The organism is Caballeronia sp. ATUFL_F1_KS4A (assembly GCF_023630905.1).
GTDB lineage: Bacteria > Pseudomonadota > Gammaproteobacteria > Burkholderiales > Burkholderiaceae > Caballeronia > Caballeronia zhejiangensis.
This window is the reverse complement of record NZ_JALQEB010000018.1, coordinates 15,068-34,472: the sequence shown is the minus strand read 5'-3', so window position 1 is coordinate 34,472 and position 19,405 is coordinate 15,068. Positions and strand designations below refer to the sequence as shown.

At 64.4% G+C, this 19,405-nt stretch carries 27 protein-coding genes; 15 read left to right on the top strand and 12 right to left on the bottom strand.

What is annotated here, in order from left to right; all coding sequences use genetic code 11:
- Positions 1 to 5: 5 nt before the first annotated feature.
- Together NCS03_RS13255 and NCS03_RS13250 are read right to left on the bottom strand one after the other, a co-directional pair.
- Complete coding sequence (locus tag NCS03_RS13255) at positions 6 to 821, bottom strand: DUF72 domain-containing protein (RefSeq protein WP_250460283.1); 816 nt, start codon at positions 819 to 821, stop codon at positions 6 to 8.
- A 202-nt stretch (positions 822 to 1,023) separates the two neighbouring features.
- On the bottom strand, positions 1,024 to 1,326 hold the full coding sequence (locus NCS03_RS13250; RefSeq protein ID WP_250529249.1) for a hypothetical protein: 303 nt from the start codon (positions 1,324 to 1,326) through the stop codon (positions 1,024 to 1,026).
- A gap of 408 nt (positions 1,327 to 1,734) precedes the next feature.
- On the opposite strand from NCS03_RS13250, the gene arsC reads away from it, so the two are divergent.
- From arsC to NCS03_RS13235, 3 genes are all read left to right on the top strand, one after another.
- Entirely contained in the window at positions 1,735 to 2,157 is a 423-nt protein-coding gene (gene arsC / locus NCS03_RS13245) for an arsenate reductase (glutaredoxin) (protein ID WP_008352660.1), read from the top strand.
- 125 nt (positions 2,158 to 2,282) lie between these two features.
- Complete coding sequence (locus tag NCS03_RS13240; RefSeq protein ID WP_008352663.1) at positions 2,283 to 2,573, top strand: hypothetical protein; 291 nt, start codon at positions 2,283 to 2,285, stop codon at positions 2,571 to 2,573.
- Positions 2,574 to 2,819: 246 nt separating this feature from the next.
- Positions 2,820 to 3,992, top strand: a complete 1,173-nt coding sequence (locus tag NCS03_RS13235) for a GGDEF domain-containing protein (protein WP_250529248.1) — start codon at positions 2,820 to 2,822, stop codon at positions 3,990 to 3,992.
- Here the strand turns inward: NCS03_RS13235 and NCS03_RS13230 are convergent.
- A complete protein-coding gene (locus NCS03_RS13230) occupies positions 3,989 to 4,483 on the bottom strand; it encodes an MgtC/SapB family protein (protein ID WP_051996639.1) in 495 nt (164 codons plus the stop codon). The two genes, NCS03_RS13235 and NCS03_RS13230, sit on opposite strands and share 4 nt — an antisense overlap.
- 129 nt (positions 4,484 to 4,612) lie before the next feature.
- Here NCS03_RS13230 and NCS03_RS13225 point away from each other — a divergent pair, with 129 nt between their 5' ends.
- Positions 4,613 to 5,002 (top strand): RidA family protein, encoded by a 390-nt coding sequence (locus NCS03_RS13225; RefSeq protein ID WP_008352667.1) that lies wholly within the window; start codon positions 4,613 to 4,615, stop codon positions 5,000 to 5,002.
- Positions 5,003 to 5,008: 6 nt separating this feature from the next.
- Here the strand turns inward: NCS03_RS13225 and NCS03_RS13220 are convergent, their stop codons facing one another.
- From NCS03_RS13220 to NCS03_RS13210, 3 genes are all read right to left on the bottom strand, one after another.
- Positions 5,009 to 5,605: an alpha-ketoglutarate-dependent dioxygenase AlkB family protein gene (locus tag NCS03_RS13220; RefSeq protein ID WP_175979604.1), complete on the bottom strand. Its 597-nt coding sequence runs from the start codon at positions 5,603 to 5,605 to the stop codon at positions 5,009 to 5,011.
- 104 nt (positions 5,606 to 5,709) lie between these two features.
- Complete coding sequence (locus NCS03_RS13215) at positions 5,710 to 5,943, bottom strand: hypothetical protein (protein ID WP_175979603.1); 234 nt, start codon at positions 5,941 to 5,943, stop codon at positions 5,710 to 5,712.
- A gap of 13 nt (positions 5,944 to 5,956) precedes the next feature.
- On the bottom strand, positions 5,957 to 6,478 hold the full coding sequence (locus NCS03_RS13210; RefSeq protein WP_250481706.1) for a DUF2778 domain-containing protein: 522 nt from the start codon (positions 6,476 to 6,478) through the stop codon (positions 5,957 to 5,959).
- Positions 6,479 to 6,707: 229 nt separating this feature from the next.
- Here NCS03_RS13210 and NCS03_RS13205 point away from each other — a divergent pair, with 229 nt between their 5' ends.
- Positions 6,708 to 7,103 (top strand): response regulator, encoded by a 396-nt coding sequence (locus tag NCS03_RS13205; RefSeq protein WP_008352671.1) that lies wholly within the window; start codon positions 6,708 to 6,710, stop codon positions 7,101 to 7,103.
- Positions 7,104 to 7,109: 6 nt separating this feature from the next.
- Here NCS03_RS13205 and NCS03_RS13200 read toward each other — a convergent pair whose 3' ends face one another.
- On the bottom strand, positions 7,110 to 7,916 hold the full coding sequence (locus NCS03_RS13200) for an endonuclease/exonuclease/phosphatase family protein (protein WP_008352672.1): 807 nt from the start codon (positions 7,914 to 7,916) through the stop codon (positions 7,110 to 7,112).
- A 50-nt stretch (positions 7,917 to 7,966) separates the two neighbouring features.
- Complete coding sequence (locus NCS03_RS13195) at positions 7,967 to 8,488, bottom strand: hypothetical protein (protein ID WP_008352673.1); 522 nt, start codon at positions 8,486 to 8,488, stop codon at positions 7,967 to 7,969.
- Positions 8,489 to 8,818: 330 nt separating this feature from the next.
- Here NCS03_RS13195 and NCS03_RS13190 point away from each other — a divergent pair, with 330 nt between their 5' ends.
- The 6 genes from NCS03_RS13190 (at position 8,819) to NCS03_RS13165 (ending at position 13,664) form a co-directional block, all read left to right on the top strand.
- The gene (locus NCS03_RS13190) at positions 8,819 to 9,796 is read left to right on the top strand and encodes an AAA family ATPase (RefSeq protein WP_008352674.1); all 978 of its coding nucleotides are present in this window, start codon (positions 8,819 to 8,821) and stop codon (positions 9,794 to 9,796) included.
- Between the two features lie 185 nt (positions 9,797 to 9,981).
- Positions 9,982 to 11,082: an NAD(P)/FAD-dependent oxidoreductase gene (locus NCS03_RS13185; RefSeq protein ID WP_175979601.1), complete on the top strand. Its 1,101-nt coding sequence runs from the start codon at positions 9,982 to 9,984 to the stop codon at positions 11,080 to 11,082.
- A 132-nt stretch (positions 11,083 to 11,214) separates the two neighbouring features.
- Entirely contained in the window at positions 11,215 to 11,532 is a 318-nt protein-coding gene (locus tag NCS03_RS13180; protein WP_250502771.1) for a high-potential iron-sulfur protein, read from the top strand.
- A 170-nt stretch (positions 11,533 to 11,702) separates the two neighbouring features.
- Positions 11,703 to 12,992, top strand: a complete 1,290-nt coding sequence (locus NCS03_RS13175; RefSeq protein ID WP_250435291.1) for an MFS transporter — start codon at positions 11,703 to 11,705, stop codon at positions 12,990 to 12,992.
- A 124-nt stretch (positions 12,993 to 13,116) separates the two neighbouring features.
- Entirely contained in the window at positions 13,117 to 13,497 is a 381-nt protein-coding gene (locus NCS03_RS13170; protein ID WP_250529247.1) for a hypothetical protein, read from the top strand.
- An 11-nt stretch (positions 13,498 to 13,508) separates the two neighbouring features.
- Positions 13,509 to 13,664 (top strand): type II toxin-antitoxin system YoeB family toxin, encoded by a 156-nt coding sequence (locus NCS03_RS13165; protein ID WP_250529246.1) that lies wholly within the window; start codon positions 13,509 to 13,511, stop codon positions 13,662 to 13,664.
- 48 nt (positions 13,665 to 13,712) lie between these two features.
- Here the strand turns inward: NCS03_RS13165 and NCS03_RS13160 are convergent, their stop codons facing one another.
- Together NCS03_RS13160 and NCS03_RS13155 are read right to left on the bottom strand one after the other, a co-directional pair.
- Complete coding sequence (locus NCS03_RS13160; protein ID WP_250529245.1) at positions 13,713 to 14,021, bottom strand: hypothetical protein; 309 nt, start codon at positions 14,019 to 14,021, stop codon at positions 13,713 to 13,715.
- Positions 14,022 to 14,030: 9 nt separating this feature from the next.
- On the bottom strand, positions 14,031 to 14,786 hold the full coding sequence (locus NCS03_RS13155) for a Mut7-C RNAse domain-containing protein (protein ID WP_250435329.1): 756 nt from the start codon (positions 14,784 to 14,786) through the stop codon (positions 14,031 to 14,033).
- Between NCS03_RS13155 and NCS03_RS13150 the strand changes: the two genes are divergently transcribed.
- From NCS03_RS13150 to NCS03_RS13135, 4 genes are all read left to right on the top strand, one after another.
- Entirely contained in the window at positions 14,785 to 15,780 is a 996-nt protein-coding gene (locus NCS03_RS13150) for an NAD(P)-dependent oxidoreductase (RefSeq protein WP_279613006.1), read from the top strand. The two genes, NCS03_RS13155 and NCS03_RS13150, sit on opposite strands and share 2 nt — an antisense overlap.
- Positions 15,781 to 15,848: 68 nt before the next feature.
- Positions 15,849 to 16,478, top strand: coding sequence for a LysE family translocator (locus tag NCS03_RS13145; RefSeq protein ID WP_250529244.1), 630 nt, complete (start codon positions 15,849 to 15,851; stop codon positions 16,476 to 16,478).
- A gap of 152 nt (positions 16,479 to 16,630) precedes the next feature.
- Positions 16,631 to 17,071, top strand: a complete 441-nt coding sequence (locus tag NCS03_RS13140; RefSeq protein WP_250497063.1) for a hypothetical protein — start codon at positions 16,631 to 16,633, stop codon at positions 17,069 to 17,071.
- Between the two features lie 7 nt (positions 17,072 to 17,078).
- On the top strand, positions 17,079 to 17,444 hold the full coding sequence (locus tag NCS03_RS13135; protein WP_008352689.1) for a response regulator: 366 nt from the start codon (positions 17,079 to 17,081) through the stop codon (positions 17,442 to 17,444).
- 236 nt (positions 17,445 to 17,680) lie between these two features.
- On the opposite strand, the gene argC is transcribed toward NCS03_RS13135, so the two are convergent.
- Complete coding sequence (gene argC / locus NCS03_RS13130) at positions 17,681 to 18,634, bottom strand: N-acetyl-gamma-glutamyl-phosphate reductase (protein WP_008352692.1); 954 nt, start codon at positions 18,632 to 18,634, stop codon at positions 17,681 to 17,683.
- A gap of 46 nt (positions 18,635 to 18,680) precedes the next feature.
- Positions 18,681 to 19,295, bottom strand: coding sequence for a flavodoxin family protein (locus NCS03_RS13125; protein ID WP_008352694.1), 615 nt, complete (start codon positions 19,293 to 19,295; stop codon positions 18,681 to 18,683).
- Positions 19,296 to 19,405 lie beyond the last annotated feature (110 nt).

Below are 19,405 nucleotides of genomic sequence, written 5' to 3'. Positions count from 1 at the left end.
GTTCTTTAGCCTTTCAGACGTTCGATGAGCGCGATCGCCGCCGCGGGATTGCGCTCCTTGAATCCGCTGATGACGTAGAGAAACACATCGCGCGATGCGGCTTTCGGCGCAGCCTTGCCGAAGGTCTGCAAGTCGTCCGGCGGGCCGCCCGACGACCACGTCTTCGCGCGCTCGGCCCAGCGATCGAGCGCCGCTTTCGCATAGCCCTTCGCCTGCTTGTCGGTCGTGCCCATGATGCGCGCATAGACGAACGGCGCGGTGATATCCGCGATTTGCGGATACTTCGAATCCCCCGCGATGACCACCGCGACGCGATACTTCCGCGCGAGCGCAACGAAGGCCGCATCGCAAAAGCTCTCGTGCCGAACTTCGACCGCGTGACGAATCGCGCGGCCTTCCACTTTCGCGGGCAGCAGTTCGAGAAAGCGTTCGAAGTCCTCCGGATCGAACTTCTTGGTCGGCGCGAATTGCCAGTTGATCGGGCCGAGCTTGTCCTTCAGTTCGAGCACGCCGCTGCCGAAGAATCGCTCGATGGTATCGCCCGCTTCGGCGAGCACCCGGCGATTCGTCGCGTAGCGCGGCGCCTTCAGCGAGAACACGAAGTCGTCGGGCGTTTCGTCGCGCCACTTGATGAACGTCGCGGGCTTTTGCGCGCCGTAGAACGTGCCGTTCACTTCGATGGACGTCAGCGCACGGCTCGCGTATTCGAGTTCGCGCTTTTGCGGCAGATCGTCCGGATAGAACGTGCCGCGCCACGGCTCGAACGTCCATCCGCCGACGCCGACGCGAATGCGCGCGGTCTTGCTTTTCGAGGTGGCCATCGCGCGCTTACTTCCGGCCGGCATCGAGCGAACCGTCCGGCTCGCGCGTCTCGGTCACGACTTGGTTGAAGCCTTCGTCGAAGAGAGGTGCGGGAGATTCGTCGCAGTGCATGCTGGCCATTCCGTGGATAAGGGAAGCGCGTCGGTTCTCACCGAACGGACGCGCCGGGTCATGCACCTATGCTGGCGCAATCTAAAGAATTCACTGGCCGAAGAAGATATTGCATTGCGGCCCGCGCGTGCAGGGCTTGGAGGCCGGACTGTCCATCGTGCCCATCGTGGTTGCGCCGGCCGCGCCGCGTGTCATCGGCGAGCCGCCGTAGGACGTGTCGGTCGACTGGCCCTGCATGGCGCTTTGCGCGGGCGCGCTGGGATCGGTCCAGGTGTCGGCGGTGGCCTGTCCCGGAACCTGCGCGGTGCGGTAATAGGACTGCTGAGCCGATGCGAGACCGGCAGTGGCGAGTAACGAGGCGGCGAGCGCCGCCATGGCGATACGTGATTTCATGTCGACTCCTTGATCGAAAGGCGCGTTCGCGTGTACGCCGCGCAACGCTGTTCGCTGATTCGAATCGTTGATCCGCACGGAACGTGCCACGAGTGCTGCATGTGCCATGCATGGCGCTGGCGAGCGGATATTGGCGCCGGTTCCCGGCGAGGCTGCCGCGGCGGGTTGCCCGGACTTGTTCGAATGTGATGCAGACGGAGCGCCGGTGCGCTTGCCGGCGAATGGGACCCGCGGGTCCGCAGAAGACGCATGCCGCGCTGCACTCTTCGTTATAGGCCGTCGCTCCGCGATTGAACAGGGCAATTGAACGCGCATGGCGCTCGCGGTCGCGTGCGTGACGCGAAGCTGTCGATCGCGCCATCGCCTAGAATGCGATGGCTAATCCACGAACGCAGGGACATCGCCGCCATGACCGTCACCATCTATCACAACCCGAAGTGCGGGACTTCGCGCAACACGCTCGCACTGATCCGCAACGCGGGCATCGAGCCGGCGGTGATCGAGTATCTGACGCATCCTCCGAGCCGCGAGACGCTCGTTGCGCTGATCGCGCGCGCGGGACTGTCGGTGCGCGAAGCGCTGCGCGAGAAGGGCACGCCATACGCCGAACTCGGCCTCGACGATCCGAGCCTCAGCGACGAACAACTCATCGACGCGATGCTCGCGCATCCGATTCTCATCAACCGTCCGTTCGTCGATACGCCGAAGGGCGCGCGGCTGTGCCGGCCATCGGAGCTCGTGCTCGATATCCTGCCCGAAGCGCAGAAGGGGCCGTTCACGAAGGAAGATGGCGAAGTCGTCATCGACGGTTCCGGCAAGCGTGTGCGCTAGGACACCTTCGTTTTCGCTGACCGTTACCTGACGTTACCTTTCTGGCAAACCCGTTGCACCTGTATCCGCCATCGCTTTCTAGACTGCACTGACTCACACGGCACTCGGTGCAAGGAGAAAGCGGCATGAAGAAGAAACTTCTTGGTACGGCGATCGGGCTGGCGGGGCTCGCGGCACTTGCGATATCGGCATCGGCGAACGCGCACGTCGATGTGGCGGTGGGCGTGGGCGTGCCGGTCTACACGCAGCCCGTGTACGCGCAGCCCGCGGTGCCGGTCGGCTATTACGGATATGGATACGGCGATCGCGACGAACGCTGGCGCGAGCGCGAATGGCGTCGTCACGAATGGCGCGAGCGCCGCTGGCATCACGAGATGCGCCGCGAGCAACGCTGGCGCGAGCGTCATGAATGGTAAAAGCGCGCGGGAATCCGCGTTCGAACGCGGCGCGCCGAAAGGCTGCGCCGCGTTTTTACATGCGTCATGCGACGCCATGACGCAGGTCGACCTGTTCAAGGCACGCCGATTCGAGCCGTAAACACGTCGGTGTTGTCGGATACTCGTGCTCTTTCGCCGCGAATCCCTTTTAGCGAACCTTTCGTCGAACCGCGCGTGCGGCGTCGTTTGCTCAAAGCACGAGCGATAACCCGTCCACTTTCAGCGATGTTCAGTCCCGTCAGCATTCTCGTCGTCACCGCGCTGTCGAGCATCCTCTCGATACTGGTGCTGATCTCGCTGCTCTCGCACGCGATTGCGGGCGTGCCGCGCTGGCTTGGGGCGAACGTCATCGCAATCGTTTCGCTCTTGCTTTTCGCCGTGCAGAACGTGGCGCCGGCGTGGCTCGGCATCGTCGTCGCGAATCAGTTGCTCGCCGCGACGGTCCTGCTCATCTACGAAGGCTGCAACGATTTCTTCGACGTTCGCATGCGTCCCGCGCAGCGCTGGGCCGGCTGGATCATGTGGCTCGGCGTGATGGCGGGCATCGTCTACTTCACGTATTTGACGCCGGATGTGAATGCGCGCGTGGTGATTGTGTCGGCGTTTCATGCCGCGTGCGATTTCGCGATCGCCGGACGCGTGCTGATCGAGCGTCCGAGGGAACGGCCGCGCTATAACTACTTGTTCGTCGCCGGCGCGGCGGCGCTCGGCGCGCTCGGCCATACGGTGCGCGGCGCGATCTACGTCGTGGAGCCGCCCGCGCAGACATCGCTGCTGCAGCCCGGCGTGATGCAGATCACGTTTCTCGCGCTCGGCATTCTCGTGCTGCCGTCGCTGTGCATCGGCCTCGTGATGATGGCGCACGACCGTCTCGCGCAGCGGCTCGAACGGCTTGCGCGCTTCGACGATCTCACCGGCGCGCTTTCGCGCAAGGCATTGCTGGCCGGCGCGGGCGAGCGTCTCGCGCGGGCGCGGCAGGAAGGCGAGCGCGAGTTCGTCGCGGTCATCGACATCGATCACTTCAAGAGCGTGAACGACCGCTACGGTCACGCGGCGGGCGACGAAGTCTTGCGCCATTTCGCGTCGATCGTGCGTGCACGCATTCGCGAAGACGATGCGTTCGGGCGTATCGGCGGCGAGGAGTTTTGTCTTTTCTGCACGGCGGCGCGCATCGACGATGTCACCGCGCTCGTCGAGCGGCTGCGCAAGACCGTCGAGGCGACGCCGTGCGCCGCGCCCGGCGGCCTGCTGCATTACACCTTCAGCGCGGGCATTGCGATGTGGGACGGGCGCGAGCCGCCCGCATCGCTGATGGCGCGCGCCGACGGCCTGCTCTATGCCGCGAAGGTCGCGGGTCGCAATCGCGTGAAAGCGCCCGCCGCCGACGCGTTCGCCTAAGCCTCTTCGACGTCCGCGTATTTCTGGCGTTCGTCTTCCGGCTTGCTCATCCAGCGACGCAACAGACGCTTCTCGACGACGCGCCCGATCGTGAGCAGCGCGATCATCAGGATCATCGCGATGAACGCGAGGCTCCAGACGCCCAGTCCGCAGACGATGCCCACCGCCGCCGTCACCCAGATCGACGCCGCCGTCGTGAGCCCGCGCACGCGATTCTCGCGCGGATTCTGCAGGATCACGCCCGCGCCGAGAAAGCCGACGCCCGTCACGATGCCCTGCACGGCGCGCGACACGTCGGCGTCGTTGGAGAGCGTCATCGAGAAACCTTGCGCGCACATCGTCGCGATGCACGCGCCGAGCGACACGAGCCCGAGCGTCTTCATGCCGGTCGGCTTGCCGTGCAGATCGCGATCGATGCCGATGATGCAGCCGATCAGCATCGCGGCCAGCATGCGCAACACGGCGTCGGCGAGAATGGGATAGGGAAGCATCGCGTGTGAAAAGGTAATCGTAAGCCGGGCCATCTTCGCATGCGGCGCCGGCGCGCGCGCAATTTTGGCGCGCTAACGTGCCGGTTCTGCTTTATATCGAACGCAAAACGGGGAGACGAAGTGACTCAGATGCCGAAATTCACGATGGTCGATGCCGCGCCGACGCCCGTCGGCCCTTTCTCGCACGCAGCCGAAGCCGACGGCTGGGTGTTCCTCACCGGTCAGATGCCGACCGATCCGAACGACGACGGCGCGCCGTTGCCCGAAGGCGTCGCCGCGCAGACGCGCCGCGTGATGGACAACCTGATTCTCGTGCTGAACGGCGTCGGGCTGACGCTCGACAATGTGGTCAGCGTGCGTATCTTTCTGACCGAGTTCAAGCGCGACTACGACGCGATGAACGCGGTGTATCGCTCGTACTTTCTGCCGAAGCCGCTGCCGGCGCGAACGTGCATCGGCGTGACGGGGCTTGCGCGCGATGCGCTCGTGGAGATCGATTTCGTCGCGAAACGTCCTTGAGCGCGATTACTTCCGTTTCGACGCATCGACCCAGCGGAAAGTGAGATTGATGCGCTCGCCGCGCGCCCCCGGCTCTTTCGGCACGCGATGCACCCATTCGCGCTGCGTGCGCCCGCGCATCACGAGCAGGCTGCCGTGTGTGAGCGCGAGCGTGTGCGTCGCGTGCGTGCGCGCGTGACGAAACTCGAAGGTGCGCGTCGCGCCGAGACTCACCGATGCGATCACCGGCTCGGGCCCGAGTTCGCGTTCCTTGTCGGCATGCCATCCCATGCTGTCGAGGCCGCTGCGATAGCGGTTGAGCAGCACGCTGTTGAAGCGCGCATCGCAGGCGGCCTCGGCGCGCTCGCGAAGTTGCGCGACGGCGGGCGTCCACGGCTGCGGCACATTGCGGATGCCGGAATAGACATAGACCGCGTCTGGTTCGCCTTGCCACGCGGTCAGGCGCGGCAGCGGCACGCGGCCGCCCGGCGTGGTCATCGTGTCCTGCTGCCAGGCGACTTCCGCGATCAGGGCGCCCATCAGATCGGAAGCCGCGTCGGCGTCGATCCAGTCCGGATGCCACGCGATGTCGGGCTTGGGAATGTCGTCGAAGAGATCGAACATGACTGTGGTGCGAGACGGCGGCGGAAGGAACGTTCACGATAGCAGAGCCGCCGGGCGGTGTGATTGCGGAGTCGTTTTCAGCCTGGAAGGGTCAGTTCGGCCTCTTATCTGCCCGCAGCCGTACATCGCCGCCATAACCGGACCACCCCCCAAGAGACCAGTCCGGCCACGATCGCATCGATGGCGAGCATCGACGCGATGTAGAGAAACTCGTAGTCCTGCACCTTCAGCATCCTGGCAACGCCGATCAGGATTTGCTGCTGATCTGCGGGTATTGGCAGCGGATAGGTGTGGACGTACCGCACCGCAAGCCGAAACAGACCGAGGAACAGAAGCATTACGAGCACTACGCTAAGGACACGTTTTCCCAATTGTCGTTACCTCGATCCAACCGTAAGCCTCGATGCGGCCCGCTCTGACGGAGATCTTCGGCGTGTGCAGCAGCGCATGCCGCAGCCTCTGAAAGTCCGCCCAACTCTCGAGTGTGATGCAGCCAAGCGAAATACCTGCGCCGCCGCGAGGGTGCAACCGGAAGTTGCCGCGGCGAACGCCATTGATCCACGTCCAGTCATCGACGGAGCCGTCATCCCGGTACAGCGCGAACCACTCACCGTGATTGCTTGGACTGTTTCGCACCCAATCATTCCATAGGTCTTTCATCCAGGCCTGCGCTTGCGAGGCCACGCCTCCGGTAGGCCGTGCGACGATCCAATACTTTCCTTCGGGTATCGGCCCTGCATCGGGCACCGCCGTGCAGCCGCCCCGGTTCTTGTATATGCCGTCCCCCGAGAATGCCTGGAAAACGCCGACTCCGAGCACCGTTAACGTCGCCCGCAACGTATTGTCGACGACGAATTTGCCTTGGAGTGGCATGGCAGCACGCTTGTCATTTTGTGGAACCCACACAATGGAGTCAGACGGGCCGACCGGGAAATACGGTTTTTCTGAACTCAGAGTGCTTTCTTGCAGGGGTATCCGACGGATGCGCCGGCATGTTGGGCAACCCGCTGTGCTACATTGCCCCAATCATCTCAATAACGTCGTGCGAGGGTCGGAACATCCGCTTTGGCCTTTTCGCGCGACGACGGCAACGGGGAACTGCATGAACACCACCGCCCAAGCAAGCGGCGGCACGGTGCCGGGCCGCCGCATCCTGCTCGTCGACGACAGCGTCGATGCGGCGCTTGCCATGTCGATGCTGCTCGAAGCGCTCGGCCATGAAGTCCGCACCGAGCATGACGGCCCGCGCGCGCTCGCATCGCTCGACGATTTCAAACCGGACGTTGTCGTGCTCGATATCGGATTGCCGGGCATGAGCGGCTTCGACGTCGCGCGCGAAATGAGAAAGCGCGACGCGACCCGAAGCGCGCTGCTGCTTGCATTGACCGGCTGGGGCAGCGATGCCGATCGTCGCAGCGCGCTCGACGCGGGCTTCGATCATCATCTGACGAAGCCCGTCACCATCGCCGATCTGGAAGCGCTGCTCACGAAGCCCTGAGCGCGCTCACTCCACACGCAGCCGCGCCATGTACGGAAGGTGATCGGACAGCCACGCGGTGTCCTGCGTCGGCACGAGCCATTCGACCGGCTTCAGGCCGCGCACGAACATCTTGTCGAGCGCGAGCGCCGGTGAGAAAGCCGGAAACGTGCGGCCCGATTCGCCGAGCATCGTCGCGACTTCGCTCATGCCGAGTTCGCCGAAAAGCGGCACGGAGTCGTTGCGCCAGTCGTTGAAATCGCCCGCCAGCATGAGCGGACCTTCCGGCGCTTCCTTCGCGATCCAGTGCGCGATCCAGTTCATCTGACGCAGCCGCGCCTGCCGCGTCAACGCGAGATGCGCGCACAGCAATGTGATGGCCTGACCGGCGAAGGTCGCGCGCGCGACCAGCAAGCCGCGCTTTTCGAAACGATGCGCGGAGATGTCCCAGCGCCCGGAAAGATCGAGCGGATGCGGCGAGAGAATCGCATTGCCATGCCGCCACGACGGCTTGAACACGTTCGGTCCGAGCGCGATCTGCAATTCGAGCGCGGTGGCGATCTCGGTCGCCTGGCAATGCCAGACATCGTCGAGCGGCGCGTCGAACGGCTTGCCGAAGCCGCTTGCGAGCACGGGCTGCGGCATGCGCCGCGCCATCGCTTCCTGAAGAAAATAGACGTCGGCGTTGGTGGTCTGAACCCACCGTTGCATCGCGGTCCACGCGCGCAGGCCGAGGGGCGAGCGGCCCTTGTGCAGATTCCAGCTGACCGCCGTGAAATCCGGCGTGGCCGAATGAGCGGACGGGCCTGGCGGAAGATGTTCTGGGTTTCGCATGCGTTCTTTGTCTCGAGCGGCGGCCTCTTGAGTCTATGTCACCGCGGTTGTCATTGCGCCGCCGCCGGCGACCCCAGGCTCGCGCGTACCCGGTAGGCGAGCGACGGATTGCTGTCGATGAGCTGCCACTGCGCCCATTCGCCTGGTTTGAGCGCCAAGCCCGGATGCGATCCGCTCACCTGACGCGGCACCGGCGGCAGCTTGCAGCCCGAGGGCGATGCGCGCGAGCTGTCGTCCTGCAAGGTTTCCTGCGCGTCGATGGCGAGCGTGATGTCGTCGGCGTTCGCGCGCGTCGGCGAAATGGTGATGGTGCGTTGCAGATCGATGTCGCCGGCAGGCTGATCCGCGCAGCCGACGCGATTCTGCACCTTGTTGTGATGCGTGTCGGTGCGCGCCTGTCCGACGTTCGTCGTGCCGGAAAACGAGTCGATCTGTTGTCCGTCGCGCACGACCTGCAACTCCCAGGTCACCGGTTGCGATGGCGCGGTCTGCGCCTGCGCGTTAAGCGCGGCAAGACCGGCGCCCGTCATGAGCGCGGCATTCAGAAAGACGGTGCGTATCGTTTTATGCATTGAAAGCGACTCCTACGCGCGGACTGTTCGGATGGCGGCGCGGCTGGCGCGTCGCTGGATCGGCGTTCTCCGGCGAATTCGTTGTGACACGGCGGCGCAGGTACGGTTCAGCCAGACCGCGCAACACACAATTGTGGACGAACGAAACGAATCTCAACCTGGCCTGACGCGAAGCAGATTTCGAACCCGCTCGCCGCGTCGTCCGACGATGATACTCGCACGCTTTGCGCGCATCGCGATTAGCAGCACACGCGTTCGACTGCTCGCTTGCGTGCGGTTTTGGCGTCGATACACTGGACTCGTCGACCATAAAAATTGACGGGGTGTGACATGACGACGGCCGTGGTCAAACAGGAACTCGCAGTGGCATCGTTCAGCAAGGTCTACAGTCTCGACGATGTGGAGTCCGCGCTCAACGATCTCTCCGAAGGCGCGAACGACGCCTTGCGCGCCACTTACGAAAAAATGCTCAAAGTGGGTAATCTGCGTTTCTGCGTGAAGCCGAACCGCATGCCGTCGGTGGACGATCTCGCCGCCGACCTGCCGAATTTCGAGGAGCCGCTCGCCGATATCCGCAAGCAGATCGCGCTGTGCCTCGAAACCGACGATCGCCTCGAACTCATGCCGATGCTGCTGCTCGGCGAGCCGGGCATCGGCAAGACGCACTTCGCGAAGCAGCTCGCGCGGCTGCTCGGCACGTCGAATCACTATGTCGCGATGAGCTCGCTGACGGCGGGCTGGATCCTGTCGGGGGCGTCGTCGCAATGGCGCAATGCGAAGCCCGGCAAGGTGTTCGATGCGCTCGTGAACGGCAGCTACGCGAATCCCGTCATGACCGTCGACGAAATCGACAAGGCCACCGGCGACGCGCAATACGATCCGCTCGGCGCGCTCTATGCGCTGCTGGAGCATGACACGGCGCAGACTTTCGTCGACGAATTCGCCGAAGTGCCGATCAACGCGGGCAACGTCGTGTGGATCGCGACGGCCAACGACGCGCGCGCGATTCCCGAGCCCCTGATGAATCGCATGAACGTCTACGAAATTCCGCCGCCCGATCGCGACGGCGCGCGGCGCATCGCGCAGTCGATTTACGCCGAAATCCGCAATGCTCATTCGTGGGGCGCGCGTTTTCCGGAAACACTCGGCGACGCGCCGCTCGACGCGCTCACGCAGGCGTCGCCGCGCGGCATGCGGCGCGCGATGCTGAACGCGTTCGGCAACGCGCGTATCGACGGACGGCATCACGTCGAAGCGCGCGACATTCAGATCGACCGCAACCTGCGCAAAAAAGCGATCGGCTTCTGAAAGCGCGCCGTTCGCGAAATTGCCGAAAAGGCCGCCAAAACCTGTCGTTTTTGACATCTGGCGGCCAGATTCTTGCCTTTTTCTGAATTGCACCGGAAAACGATCTAATCGGCGTGCATTTGTTGTGTAACGCGCAATAGTCCCGAACGTAAAATAGTTGGGACAAATCTGTCGCGGAAGAAGACATGGATCGGATCGAGTGCGTAGTAATCGGGGCGGGCGTCGTCGGACTGGCGATCGCCCGCGCGCTGGCCAAGCGCGGCCGCGAAGTCATCGTGCTGGAGGCGGGCGAGGGCATCGGCATCGGCACGAGCTCGCGCAACAGCGAAGTCGTTCACGCAGGCATCTACTATCCGCGCGGGTCGCTGAAGGCCGAACTGTGCGTGCGCGGGCGCGACATGCTCTACGCGTTCTGTCAGGAGCACGGCGTGCCGCACCGGCAATGCGGCAAGCTGCTCGTCGCGACGGCGCGCAATCAGGTGCCGCAACTCGCGGCGCTGGAACAGAAGGGCATCGAGAATCGCGTGAAGGGACTCGTGCGCATCAGCGGCGCGCAGGCGGCCGAGATGGAGCCGCAACTTCAATGCGTCGAGGCGGTGTGGTCGCCCCTGACGGGCATCGTCGACAGTCATCAGTACATGCTCGCGCTGCAGGGCGAGGCGGAGAATCACGGCGCGAATATCGTGTTCCATACGCCGGTCACGTCGATCGATGCGCGCGAAGGCTGCTTCATCGTCGAGACGGGTGGCGAGTCGCCGGCGCGCTTTCGGGCGTCGTTTCTGATCAACAGTGCGGGCTTGCATGCGAACGAGATCGCGCGGCGCATTCGCGGACTCGACGATCGTCACGTGCCGCCGCTCTACTTCGCGAAGGGCAACTACTTCAGCGTGAGCGGACGCGCGCCGTTCGAGCGGCTCATTTATCCGATGCCGAACGAAGCCGGCCTCGGCGTGCATCTGACGATCGATCTCGGCGGGCAGGCGAAGTTCGGTCCGGACGTCGAATGGGTGCAGGCGCTCAATTACGACGTCGATCCGCGTCGCGCCGATTCCTTCTACGCCGCGATCCGCGCGTATTGGCCGGGTCTGCCCGACGACGCGCTTCAACCCGCGTACGCGGGCATCCGTCCGAAGCTGTCCGGTCCGGGCCAGGCGGCGGCGGATTTCGTGATCCAGGGCAAATCGGCGCACGGCGTGCCGGGACTCGTGAACCTCTTCGGCATCGAATCGCCGGGATTGACGGCATCGCTCGCGATCGCCGAACGCGTCGCCGACATGGCGCGCTGACTGTCATGCGACTTTCCGCCATGCCTTATCTCTAACATTTGGCGTCGTCGACTCGCTTTCAGGTTGCTATGCTCGGGTATCGCCGTCGCCAAGAACGGCGCTATCCCCCAATACAACATGGAGTGAGTCACCATGAAGACATCACGTCGCACGTTTCTCATTACCAGCGTGGGCGTCGCATCGACGTTCGCGCTCGGCTCGAAAGCGGCCTTCGCCGCCGACGCCCCGAAAGTCGCTGAAAGCGATCCCACCGCGCAGGCACTCGGCTACAAGGAAGACGCGAGCAAGGTCGACAAGGCCAAGTTCGGGAAGTACGCCGCCGGGCAGGACTGCGGCAACTGTCAGTTCTATCAGGGCAAGCCGACGGACGCCTACGCGCCGTGCCCGATGTTCAGCAACAAGCAGGTCGCGGCGAAGGGCTGGTGCAGCGCCTATGTGAAAAAGGCATAAGCGCGGCTCGCGCCCGAGCCGAAGCGCGCCCGGCCGAAAGGCACGGCGCGCTTTTCTTCGTTCGCAATTAGCTTGATCGGGAGAAAAACCGTCTTTACACTCGCCAAGGAAAAAAGAGCCGCGCGTTCGCATCTTTAAAGCGCGGACACCCACTGACCTTGGGGGATCGCATGCCAGGAAGAGCATTGAACGCGCGCGCCGTGATGGCGGCGGTCATCGGCAACGCGCTGGAGTGGTACGACTTCACCGTGTTCGGCTTCATGACGGTCGTCATCGCCCGCTTGTTCTTTCCGAGCAGCAGCGATTATTCGTCGATTCTTCTGACCACCGCGACCTTCGGCGTCGCGTTCGTGATGCGTCCCGTGGGCGGCATCGTTCTCGGCCTGTATGCGGATCGCGCGGGGCGCAAGGCGGCGCTGACGCTCGTCATCGGACTGATGACGCTCGGCATTCTCCTGCTCGCGATAGCCCCGCCTTACTCGGCGATCGGCATCGGCGCGCCGCTAGTCATCGTGTTCGCGCGGCTGCTGCAGGGATTTTCCGCTGGCGGCGAGTTCGGCAGTTCGACCGCGCTGCTGATCGAAGCGGCGCCGTTTTCGAAGCGCGGCTTCTACGGCAGTTTCCAGATGGCGAGCCAGGCGGCGTCGCTCCTGCTCGGCGCGATCGTCGGCTCGGCGATTTCGCGCGGACTGTCGCCCGAAGCGCTCGATTCATGGGGATGGCGCGTGCCGTTCATCTTCGGTCTCGTGATCGGGCCGGTCGGGCTGTACATTCGCCGCAACATGGCCGACACCGAAGCGTTCCTGCACGCGAAGAAAACCGCGCGCCGCGCGACGCTCGGCGAAGTGTTCAGCACGCATGGCCGCGAGGTGCTGTGCGGACTCGGCTCGGTGATCGCGTTGACGGTGAGCGTGTACGTGCTGATCGCCTATCTGCCGACGTTCGCCGTCAAGCAATTGAAGCTGCCGTTCGGTCAGTCGTTCACGGCGTTGATCGTCGGCAATCTTCTGCTGACGGTGCTGTCGCCGGTCACGGGCGCGTGGTCGGATCGCATCGGGCGCAAAGGGCTGTCGCTGTGGTCGCTCGCGATCACGCTCGTCATCATCTATCCGCTTTTCGCGTGGCTCGCGGCGGAACCGAGCGTGATGCGGCTCGTTGTCGTGCAGGCGCTGCTGTCGATCGCGCTGTCGGGATACTACGGGCCGTTCGGCGCGCTGATCGCGGAGCTGTTTCCGGCGCACGTGCGCTCGACAGGGCTTTCCCTCGCGTACAACATCGCGGTGATGATCTTCGGCGGCTTCGGACAGTTCATCGTGACGTGGCTCATCCGCGTGACCGAATCGCAACTCGCACCCACGTTCTATGTGATGGGCGGGCTCGTGCTCTCGCTGATCGCGGTGGCGTGCATCCCGGCGACGCGCCATGCGGATGTCGACGAAGCGCGCGACCTCACGCGTTAGGCGCAAGCCGACTACACGGCCGGGCGCGCGCAGGCGATTCTTCCTAACCCGTTCGGACAGGTGGCATGGGGCGAACGTTGGCGGTCATAATCGGCCCATCGTCGTGCAAATGCGAGGGCGGAAAATGGTTAGGACCGTTGAATTAATCGAGCGTAAGTATGAAGCGGGGCGGGCAGCGGGGCGGTTGTCGAGCGAATGGGGCGAGATGCCGTTGCTGGATTCGGAGAAGCTCGTCGTGGTTCCGAAGGACAGGCTGGCGCTGTACATTGCGCGGCTTCAAGAGGTCGAAAACGAGCTTTGCCGGCGGACAGTCGACGAGACGTTCGAGTTGATGGAGGCGCAGGGCGTCAGGTTTCTTACGCCGGCAGATCTCGAGGAGGAGGAAGCGTCGCAAGGTGGGAAGCCTCTGCGAGCGCGGCGCATACGTAGGACGCGGACGCCGAAATCGTCGTTTCTCAATATGTTTCGCAACATGTTCGCGAAACGAACGAAGCAGGCCGGATGATGGGGCGCGGCGTGAAGTTCTTGATGCCGGGCTGGTGTGATTATCACCAGTGGCGCAGCTCGGATGCGAAGATCTTCGAGAAGCTGAAGAGCCTGATCGATGAGTGCTGCCGCAGCCCGTTCAAGGGAACGGGCAAGCCGGAACCGCTCAGGCACGACAAAGCGTAGTCGCCGCGCATCGTTCGCTGCCGCGGCCACCACGGCGACAACCAGCGCTTACCGCTCCAGCCCCGCCTTCACCAGCAACTCGGCCAGCACTTCCGTCATCCCGCCTTCATGCCCTTCGGCGCGTTCCTTCAACTGCTTGACGAGCTTTTCATCGAGCTTGCACGCGAACGGCACGAGCCCCTTCGCCTGATCGAGCTTGCGCTGTTCACGCCGATCTGCCTTCTGCGCATCCGCTGCGCCCACGCGTGCCCGGCCGCCCTGCTTGAGGTCGTTGGCGAGTTTGAATGCCTTGTTCTGTTCCAGTTCGAATTTGTTCACGCGATGCTCCGATGCGACGATTGATTGCAAGTCCGACATTGTACGGAACTAGCGACCCGCCTCCGCCAGCGCATCGATGCGCGCCCGCATGCGCCGCCAGTGCGAGCCTTCCCAGAACACGCGATGGCACACATCGCAGGTCACGAAGCGCGCATGCCGCTCACGTACGCCCTCGGGCACGCGGCCGTCGATCTCGCCGGGCGCGGCCGGACGCAATGGCGCGTTGCACATCAGGCAGAGACGGAACGCGCGGACGTGCGGCGCGAGATCGAAGCGCTCCGAGACTTCGCGGAACTGTTCGTCGGCTTGCAGGGTCCGCACGTAGCATCCGCGCAAGACGGTGCGGCGCTTGAGCAATTCGCGATCGCGCGTGAGCACGATGCGCGCTTCGTCCTGCGCGAGCTGCTCGATTTCATCGTCGGGGAAGTTGTTGTCGTAGCGCGTGTCGAAGCCCGCCAGTCGCAGCAATTGCGCGAGTCCGCCGAGATGCGCATCGGCGATGAAACGCAGGTCCGCGGCGTCGAGCGGCGGGCGCAGCAGCAGCGCGCCGTTCTCCATTCCGGCGGGCGCGTGACGCGCGGGATAAACCTCGATGAGATCGTCCGGCTCGATCGGGGCGTCGAATCCAACCGCGCGGCCGGCCTTCACGATCAGATCGACTTCGGTATGCGGCACGCCGAGCGCCTCGATCATGTGCTTGGTCGACGAAGACTTCGCGCACGCGCACGCGAACGTGTGCCCGCGCAGGGATCGAGCGAGGAAATCGTTCAGTTCGCGATGGAAGTGAAAGCGCGCCTTGACCATGCAGCAGTATGGCATTGCGCGCTTCTGCGCGCTTTCCGGCGATGTGCTTTACTGGCGCTCGGTCCGCGCGGCATTGCGCGCGCGGCAAGCGGACAAGGCAAAGGAGCACACGAGCATGGATATCGGATTCATCGGATTGGGGGAAATGGGCGGCGCGATGGCGGAGCGCGCGCTCAAGGCGGGGCACAGCGTGCGCGTCTGGAATCGCTCGCGCGACAAAACGCGCGCGCTCGCGGATCAGGGCGCGTCGGTCGTCGATACGCCCGAGCAGGCTTTCGCCGGCGACGCCGCGTTCTCCATGCTCGCCGACGATACCGCGCTGCGCTCCGTGCTCGTCGATGGCGGCCTGCTCAAGCACGCGCCGAAAGGCCTGGTGCACGTCAACATGGCGACGATCTCGGCGGCGCTCGCCACCGAGCTCGCCGAATTGCACGCGCAGCACGGCGTCGCGTATGTCGCCGCGCCGGTGCTCGGCCGGCCGGACGTCGCGGCGGCGGGCAAGCTCAACATTCTCGCGGCGGGCGCGAGCGAAGCGATCGACCGTGTGCAGCCCGTCCTCGATGCGCTCGGCCAGAAAACGTGGCGCGTCGGCAGCGAGCCGCAGCACGCGAACGTGCTCAAGCTCGCCGCGAATTTCATGCTGGCGTCGGCGATCGAGAGCTTCGGCGAGGCGGCGGCGCTCGTGAGCGGCCACGGCATCGAATCGCAGACGCTGCTCGACGTCATCACGAATTCGCTGTTTCCGGGTCCGGTGTACCAGGGCTACGGGAAGATGATCGCCGAGCGGCGCTACGAGCCCGCGCTCTTCAAGGCGCGTCTCGGACTAAAGGACGTGCGTCTCGCGATCGCCGCGGGCGATGCCGTCAACGTGCCGCTGCCGGTGGCGAGCGTCGTGCGCGACAACCTCGTCGATGCGCTCGCCCACGGCGACGGCGAGAAGGATTTCGCCGTGCTCGGTCAGGTGGCCGCGCGCCGCGCGGGGCGCGAGTCGTAAATCGATGTCGTGGCGAAGGCGGTCAAACGGCATAATTCGAATCCCGTTTCCGTCCTTGCCACGCCGCAATGAGCCTGCATCTCTGGTGGCTGTTCGTCGCCACCGTCTTCGTCGTATCCGCGATTCCCGGCCCCAACATGCTGCTCGTCATGACGCACGGCGCACGGCATGGTCTCGAGCGCTCGACCGCCACCATGGCCGGCTGTCTGACGGCGCTCGTCATCATGTTGTCGGTGTCGGCGGCGGGGTTGGGCGTGTTTCTCGAAGCGTGGCCGCGCCTCTTCGACACGCTGCGTCTGATCGGCGCGGCGTATCTCGTCTGGCTCGGCGTGAAAAGCTGGCGCGCCAAGGCGGGCGCGATCGACGTGCGCGACGGAACCGGCGGCGCGCATGCTTTCAGACCCTTCACGCTTTTTCGCAACGGCTTTCTCGTCGCGAGCAGCAATCCGAAGGCGATTCTCTTTGCGGCGGCGCTGCTGCCGCAGTTCATCGATGCAAGCCGGCCGGTCTTGCCGCAATTCGCGGTGCTCGTGTCGACATTCGCCGTCATCGAGGTGAGCTGGTACGCCGTGTACGCGGGGCTCGGCGCGCGCATCGGCGACAAACTGAAAAGCGCGAGCGTCGCGCAGGTGTTCAACCGGCTGACGGGCGGCGTGTTCGTCGGCTTCGGCGCGATGATGGCGCTCGTGCGTCACTAACGCGCTTCCAAACGTCTGCAAAAACGGGTGCGTGACTTGCTGCCGTTTTCAGTGCTTCATTCGCTTTCGAACAGACATACGCGAATCGGCAGCGCATAGTCGCGCTCGCCGGTTCGCGGCGAAACGAAAAGAACAGCTAAAAGGAGGCGCTCATGGATGAGACAGGCCGACGCGCCGTTTTCGCCGCGCTCTTGCCGCTCTGCTTCGGCATGCTTTCGACGACGTGCGCGCGCGCCGACGACACGCCGAATCCGTGCGATGCGCTCAAACGCGTGCTGTCCGCCGCGCCGAATTTCTCGTCGCTTTCCGCTTTCGACGGCCGCGCGATCGCGCTTCCCTACGGCGACGACGCGAAGTGCGCCGCTTCGCAAACCAACTATCGATGCACATGGACGCCGCGCGGCGGATCGAGCGCGGATGCACTGCAGGGCGTCGCGGCGGACATCGCCTCGTGCGTGCCCGACGCGACGCACGATCAGAATTCGCCCGCGCGCCAGCACTTCTATCTGGGCGCACGCGGTGCGCGCACCGAGATTACGGCGGCGCAGGCCGGGTCGAACAAGCTGACACTCGAAATTCACGGTTCCCGCTGAGGCCATCATGAGCAAGCGCATCCTGATAGCCGACGACGACGACGATGCGCTCGCCGGTCTCGCGAACTTGCTGACCGGCATGGGCCACGAGGTCGCGCTCGCGGCGAACGGCGCGCAGGCTGTGGAAGTCGCCGCGCAGTTCGACCCCGAAGTCGTGATCCTCGATCTCGGCATGCCGCTCGTCGACGGACTTGCGGCGGCGCGCCAGTTGCGCAAGCTGCCGAACGGCCACGCGTTGATGCTCGTCGCGCTCACCGGCTGGGGGCAGCCCCAGCATCGCGAAATGACGCTCGACGCAGGTTTCGACATGCATCTCGTCAAGCCGATTTCCGCGGATCAGCTCCAGTTCATCCTTTCGATGATGCAGCCCTGAGTTTCGTCGGCGTGTCGGGCGTCAGCGCGCCGCAACGGCCATGTTGCGATGCACCAATATCCTTGGTATATTTACTTCTGTCTCCTCCATGTCTCCACTGATATGGATTCCAGCCCGTCAACCTTGGCGGGCTTTTTTTCGTCGGTGCCTTCCGATGCTGCGCCGCACCGACAGATACGAAAAAGGCCGATTCGCCCCGTAGCGAATCGGCCTTTTTTGATTCGGCTGAAGCTCGATCAGCGGGCGAGCCCCGTCTCTTCGTCGGCGCCGATCGCGAGATTCATACACTGGATCGCCGCGCCCGACGCGCCCTTGCCCAGATTGTCGAGGCGCGCCACGGTCACGAAGCGCTCGTCGTTGCCGAACACGAAAATATCGACGCGATTCGTTTCGTTGCACGCCTGAACGTCGAAGAAGCCGGCGTCGAGGTTACTCTCAGCGTCGAACGGCATGACGCGCACGAAGGGCTCGTTGTTGTAATACTCGGCGAGCATGTCGCGCACGTCCTGCGGCTTCGCCGGGCGCGCGAGCTGGTCCGGCGAGAAATACGTCGTCACGGCGAGACCTTTCAGGAACGGTCCGACGATCGGCGTGAAGACCGGCGCGCGTTTCAGACCCGTGCGCACCGACATTTCCGGCAGATGCTTGTGCGTCAGGCCGAGCGCATACGGGCGCGGGCTCATCAGCTTGTCGTCGCCGCCTGCTTCGTACTCCGCGATCATCTTCTTGCCGCCGCCGCTGTAGCCGGTGATCGAATAGGCGTGAGCGTGGAAATCGGCGGGCACGAGGCCGCCCGCGACGAGCGGCTGCACCGACAGCACGAACGCCGACGCGTGGCAACCCGGCACCGCGATGCGCTTCGCCGTGCGCAGGCGCTCACGCTGCGCGCGCGACAACTCCGGCAGACCGTACGCCCAGTCGTCCTGCGTGCGGAACGCCGTGCTGGCGTCGATCATCACGGTGCGCGTGTTGTCCGGCGCGACGAGCGAAACCGACTCGCGCGACGCGACATCCGGCAGGCACAGGAACGTCACGTCCGATGCGTTGATGAGGCGGCGGCGCTCCTCCACGTCCTTGCGCTTCGCATCCTCGATGCGCAACACTTCGATGTCACGGCGCTGCGACAGATATTCGAAAATCTTCAGGCCGGTGGTGCCTTCCTGTCCGTCGACAAATACTTTCGTGGTCATCTCGATCTCGCTGGTTCGTGCGGGCGCTCGCCGCAAAACGGACATTTTAGTGCGAATTCGAGGCGGGCTGATGTCCGTCGTTGTCGACGGCGGCGCGATCGCCGATCCAGCGCGCCGTCACAGCCGCGACGCGCGCGCCGAAAACCTTCGCCGTCTCCAGATCGCCGATTGGCGGCGCTTCCTCCGGCGAGGCATCCGCGGGCGATTGCGTGAGCAGCCCGGTGAATCCGCCGACGAAATTCAGGTCGTTGCGCGTGGCCGCCTTCGTGTTCGACGGCATCATGCCCGTGCCGACCCAGACCATGCCGTGCTGCATGGCGAGCGTCACGAAATACGAGATCGTCAGGAATTTATCGCCGTTCATGTGCGCCGAATTCGTGAAGCCGGCCGCGATCTTGTCCTTCCATTTCTGCGCGAACCACGGTTTCGAGCTTGCATCGGCGAATTTCTTGAAATCGGCGGACGGCCCGCCCATGTAGGTCGGCGCGCCGAAAACGATGGCGTCGGCGGCGTCGAGTTCGGCCCAGCCAGCGTCGTCGAGCTCGCCGACGGCGATCAGCTTCACGTTCGCGCCGGCGTCCGTTGCGCCGCCGAGCACGGCGTCCGCGACCTTCTTCGTGTGGCCGTAGCCGCTGTGATAAACGATGACGATGTTCGGCATGGTGTCCCCGAGGTCGGTCCGTGCGCGGCGGCACACGCCGAAGGCGCGCCGTGCGGACGGTTCGGGCCAGTCTAGCAAGAACAATTTTTGACCGACCGGCGCGACCGCAC

Bases quoted from the DNA above. Each gene is read 5' to 3' on its own strand.
- NCS03_RS13250 (WP_250529249.1), bottom strand. From the start codon at position 1,326: ATGAAATCACGTATCGCCATGGCGGCGCTCGCCGCCTCGTTACTCGCC.
- NCS03_RS13235 (WP_250529248.1), top strand. From the start codon at position 2,820: ATGTTCAGTCCCGTCAGCATTCTCGTCGTCACCGCGCTGTCGAGCATC.
- NCS03_RS13205 (WP_008352671.1), top strand. From the start codon at position 6,708: ATGAACACCACCGCCCAAGCAAGCGGCGGCACGGTGCCGGGCCGCCGC.
- NCS03_RS13140 (WP_250497063.1), top strand. From the start codon at position 16,631: ATGGATGAGACAGGCCGACGCGCCGTTTTCGCCGCGCTCTTGCCGCTC.
- NCS03_RS13225 (WP_008352667.1), top strand. From the start codon at position 4,613: ATGCCGAAATTCACGATGGTCGATGCCGCGCCGACGCCCGTCGGCCCT.
- NCS03_RS13255 (WP_250460283.1), bottom strand. From the start codon at position 821: ATGGCCACCTCGAAAAGCAAGACCGCGCGCATTCGCGTCGGCGTCGGC.
- arsC (WP_008352660.1), top strand. From the start codon at position 1,735: ATGACCGTCACCATCTATCACAACCCGAAGTGCGGGACTTCGCGCAAC.
- NCS03_RS13240 (WP_008352663.1), top strand. From the start codon at position 2,283: ATGAAGAAGAAACTTCTTGGTACGGCGATCGGGCTGGCGGGGCTCGCG.
- NCS03_RS13220 (WP_175979604.1), bottom strand. From the start codon at position 5,605: ATGTTCGATCTCTTCGACGACATTCCCAAGCCCGACATCGCGTGGCAT.
- NCS03_RS13155 (WP_250435329.1), bottom strand. From the start codon at position 14,786: ATGGTCAAGGCGCGCTTTCACTTCCATCGCGAACTGAACGATTTCCTC.
- NCS03_RS13135 (WP_008352689.1), top strand. From the start codon at position 17,079: ATGAGCAAGCGCATCCTGATAGCCGACGACGACGACGATGCGCTCGCC.
- NCS03_RS13230 (WP_051996639.1), bottom strand. From the start codon at position 4,483: ATGCTTCCCTATCCCATTCTCGCCGACGCCGTGTTGCGCATGCTGGCC.
- NCS03_RS13215 (WP_175979603.1), bottom strand. From the start codon at position 5,943: ATGCTTCTGTTCCTCGGTCTGTTTCGGCTTGCGGTGCGGTACGTCCAC.
- NCS03_RS13145 (WP_250529244.1), top strand. From the start codon at position 15,849: ATGAGCCTGCATCTCTGGTGGCTGTTCGTCGCCACCGTCTTCGTCGTA.
- NCS03_RS13125 (WP_008352694.1), bottom strand. From the start codon at position 19,295: ATGCCGAACATCGTCATCGTTTATCACAGCGGCTACGGCCACACGAAG.
- NCS03_RS13160 (WP_250529245.1), bottom strand. From the start codon at position 14,021: ATGTCGGACTTGCAATCAATCGTCGCATCGGAGCATCGCGTGAACAAA.
- NCS03_RS13185 (WP_175979601.1), top strand. From the start codon at position 9,982: ATGGATCGGATCGAGTGCGTAGTAATCGGGGCGGGCGTCGTCGGACTG.
- NCS03_RS13150 (WP_279613006.1), top strand. From the start codon at position 14,785: ATGCAGCAGTATGGCATTGCGCGCTTCTGCGCGCTTTCCGGCGATGTG.
- NCS03_RS13175 (WP_250435291.1), top strand. From the start codon at position 11,703: ATGCCAGGAAGAGCATTGAACGCGCGCGCCGTGATGGCGGCGGTCATC.
- NCS03_RS13180 (WP_250502771.1), top strand. From the start codon at position 11,215: ATGAAGACATCACGTCGCACGTTTCTCATTACCAGCGTGGGCGTCGCA.
- NCS03_RS13210 (WP_250481706.1), bottom strand. From the start codon at position 6,478: ATGCCACTCCAAGGCAAATTCGTCGTCGACAATACGTTGCGGGCGACG.
- argC (WP_008352692.1), bottom strand. From the start codon at position 18,634: ATGACCACGAAAGTATTTGTCGACGGACAGGAAGGCACCACCGGCCTG.
- NCS03_RS13200 (WP_008352672.1), bottom strand. From the start codon at position 7,916: ATGCGAAACCCAGAACATCTTCCGCCAGGCCCGTCCGCTCATTCGGCC.
- NCS03_RS13190 (WP_008352674.1), top strand. From the start codon at position 8,819: ATGACGACGGCCGTGGTCAAACAGGAACTCGCAGTGGCATCGTTCAGC.
- NCS03_RS13195 (WP_008352673.1), bottom strand. From the start codon at position 8,488: ATGCATAAAACGATACGCACCGTCTTTCTGAATGCCGCGCTCATGACG.
- NCS03_RS13170 (WP_250529247.1), top strand. From the start codon at position 13,117: ATGGTTAGGACCGTTGAATTAATCGAGCGTAAGTATGAAGCGGGGCGG.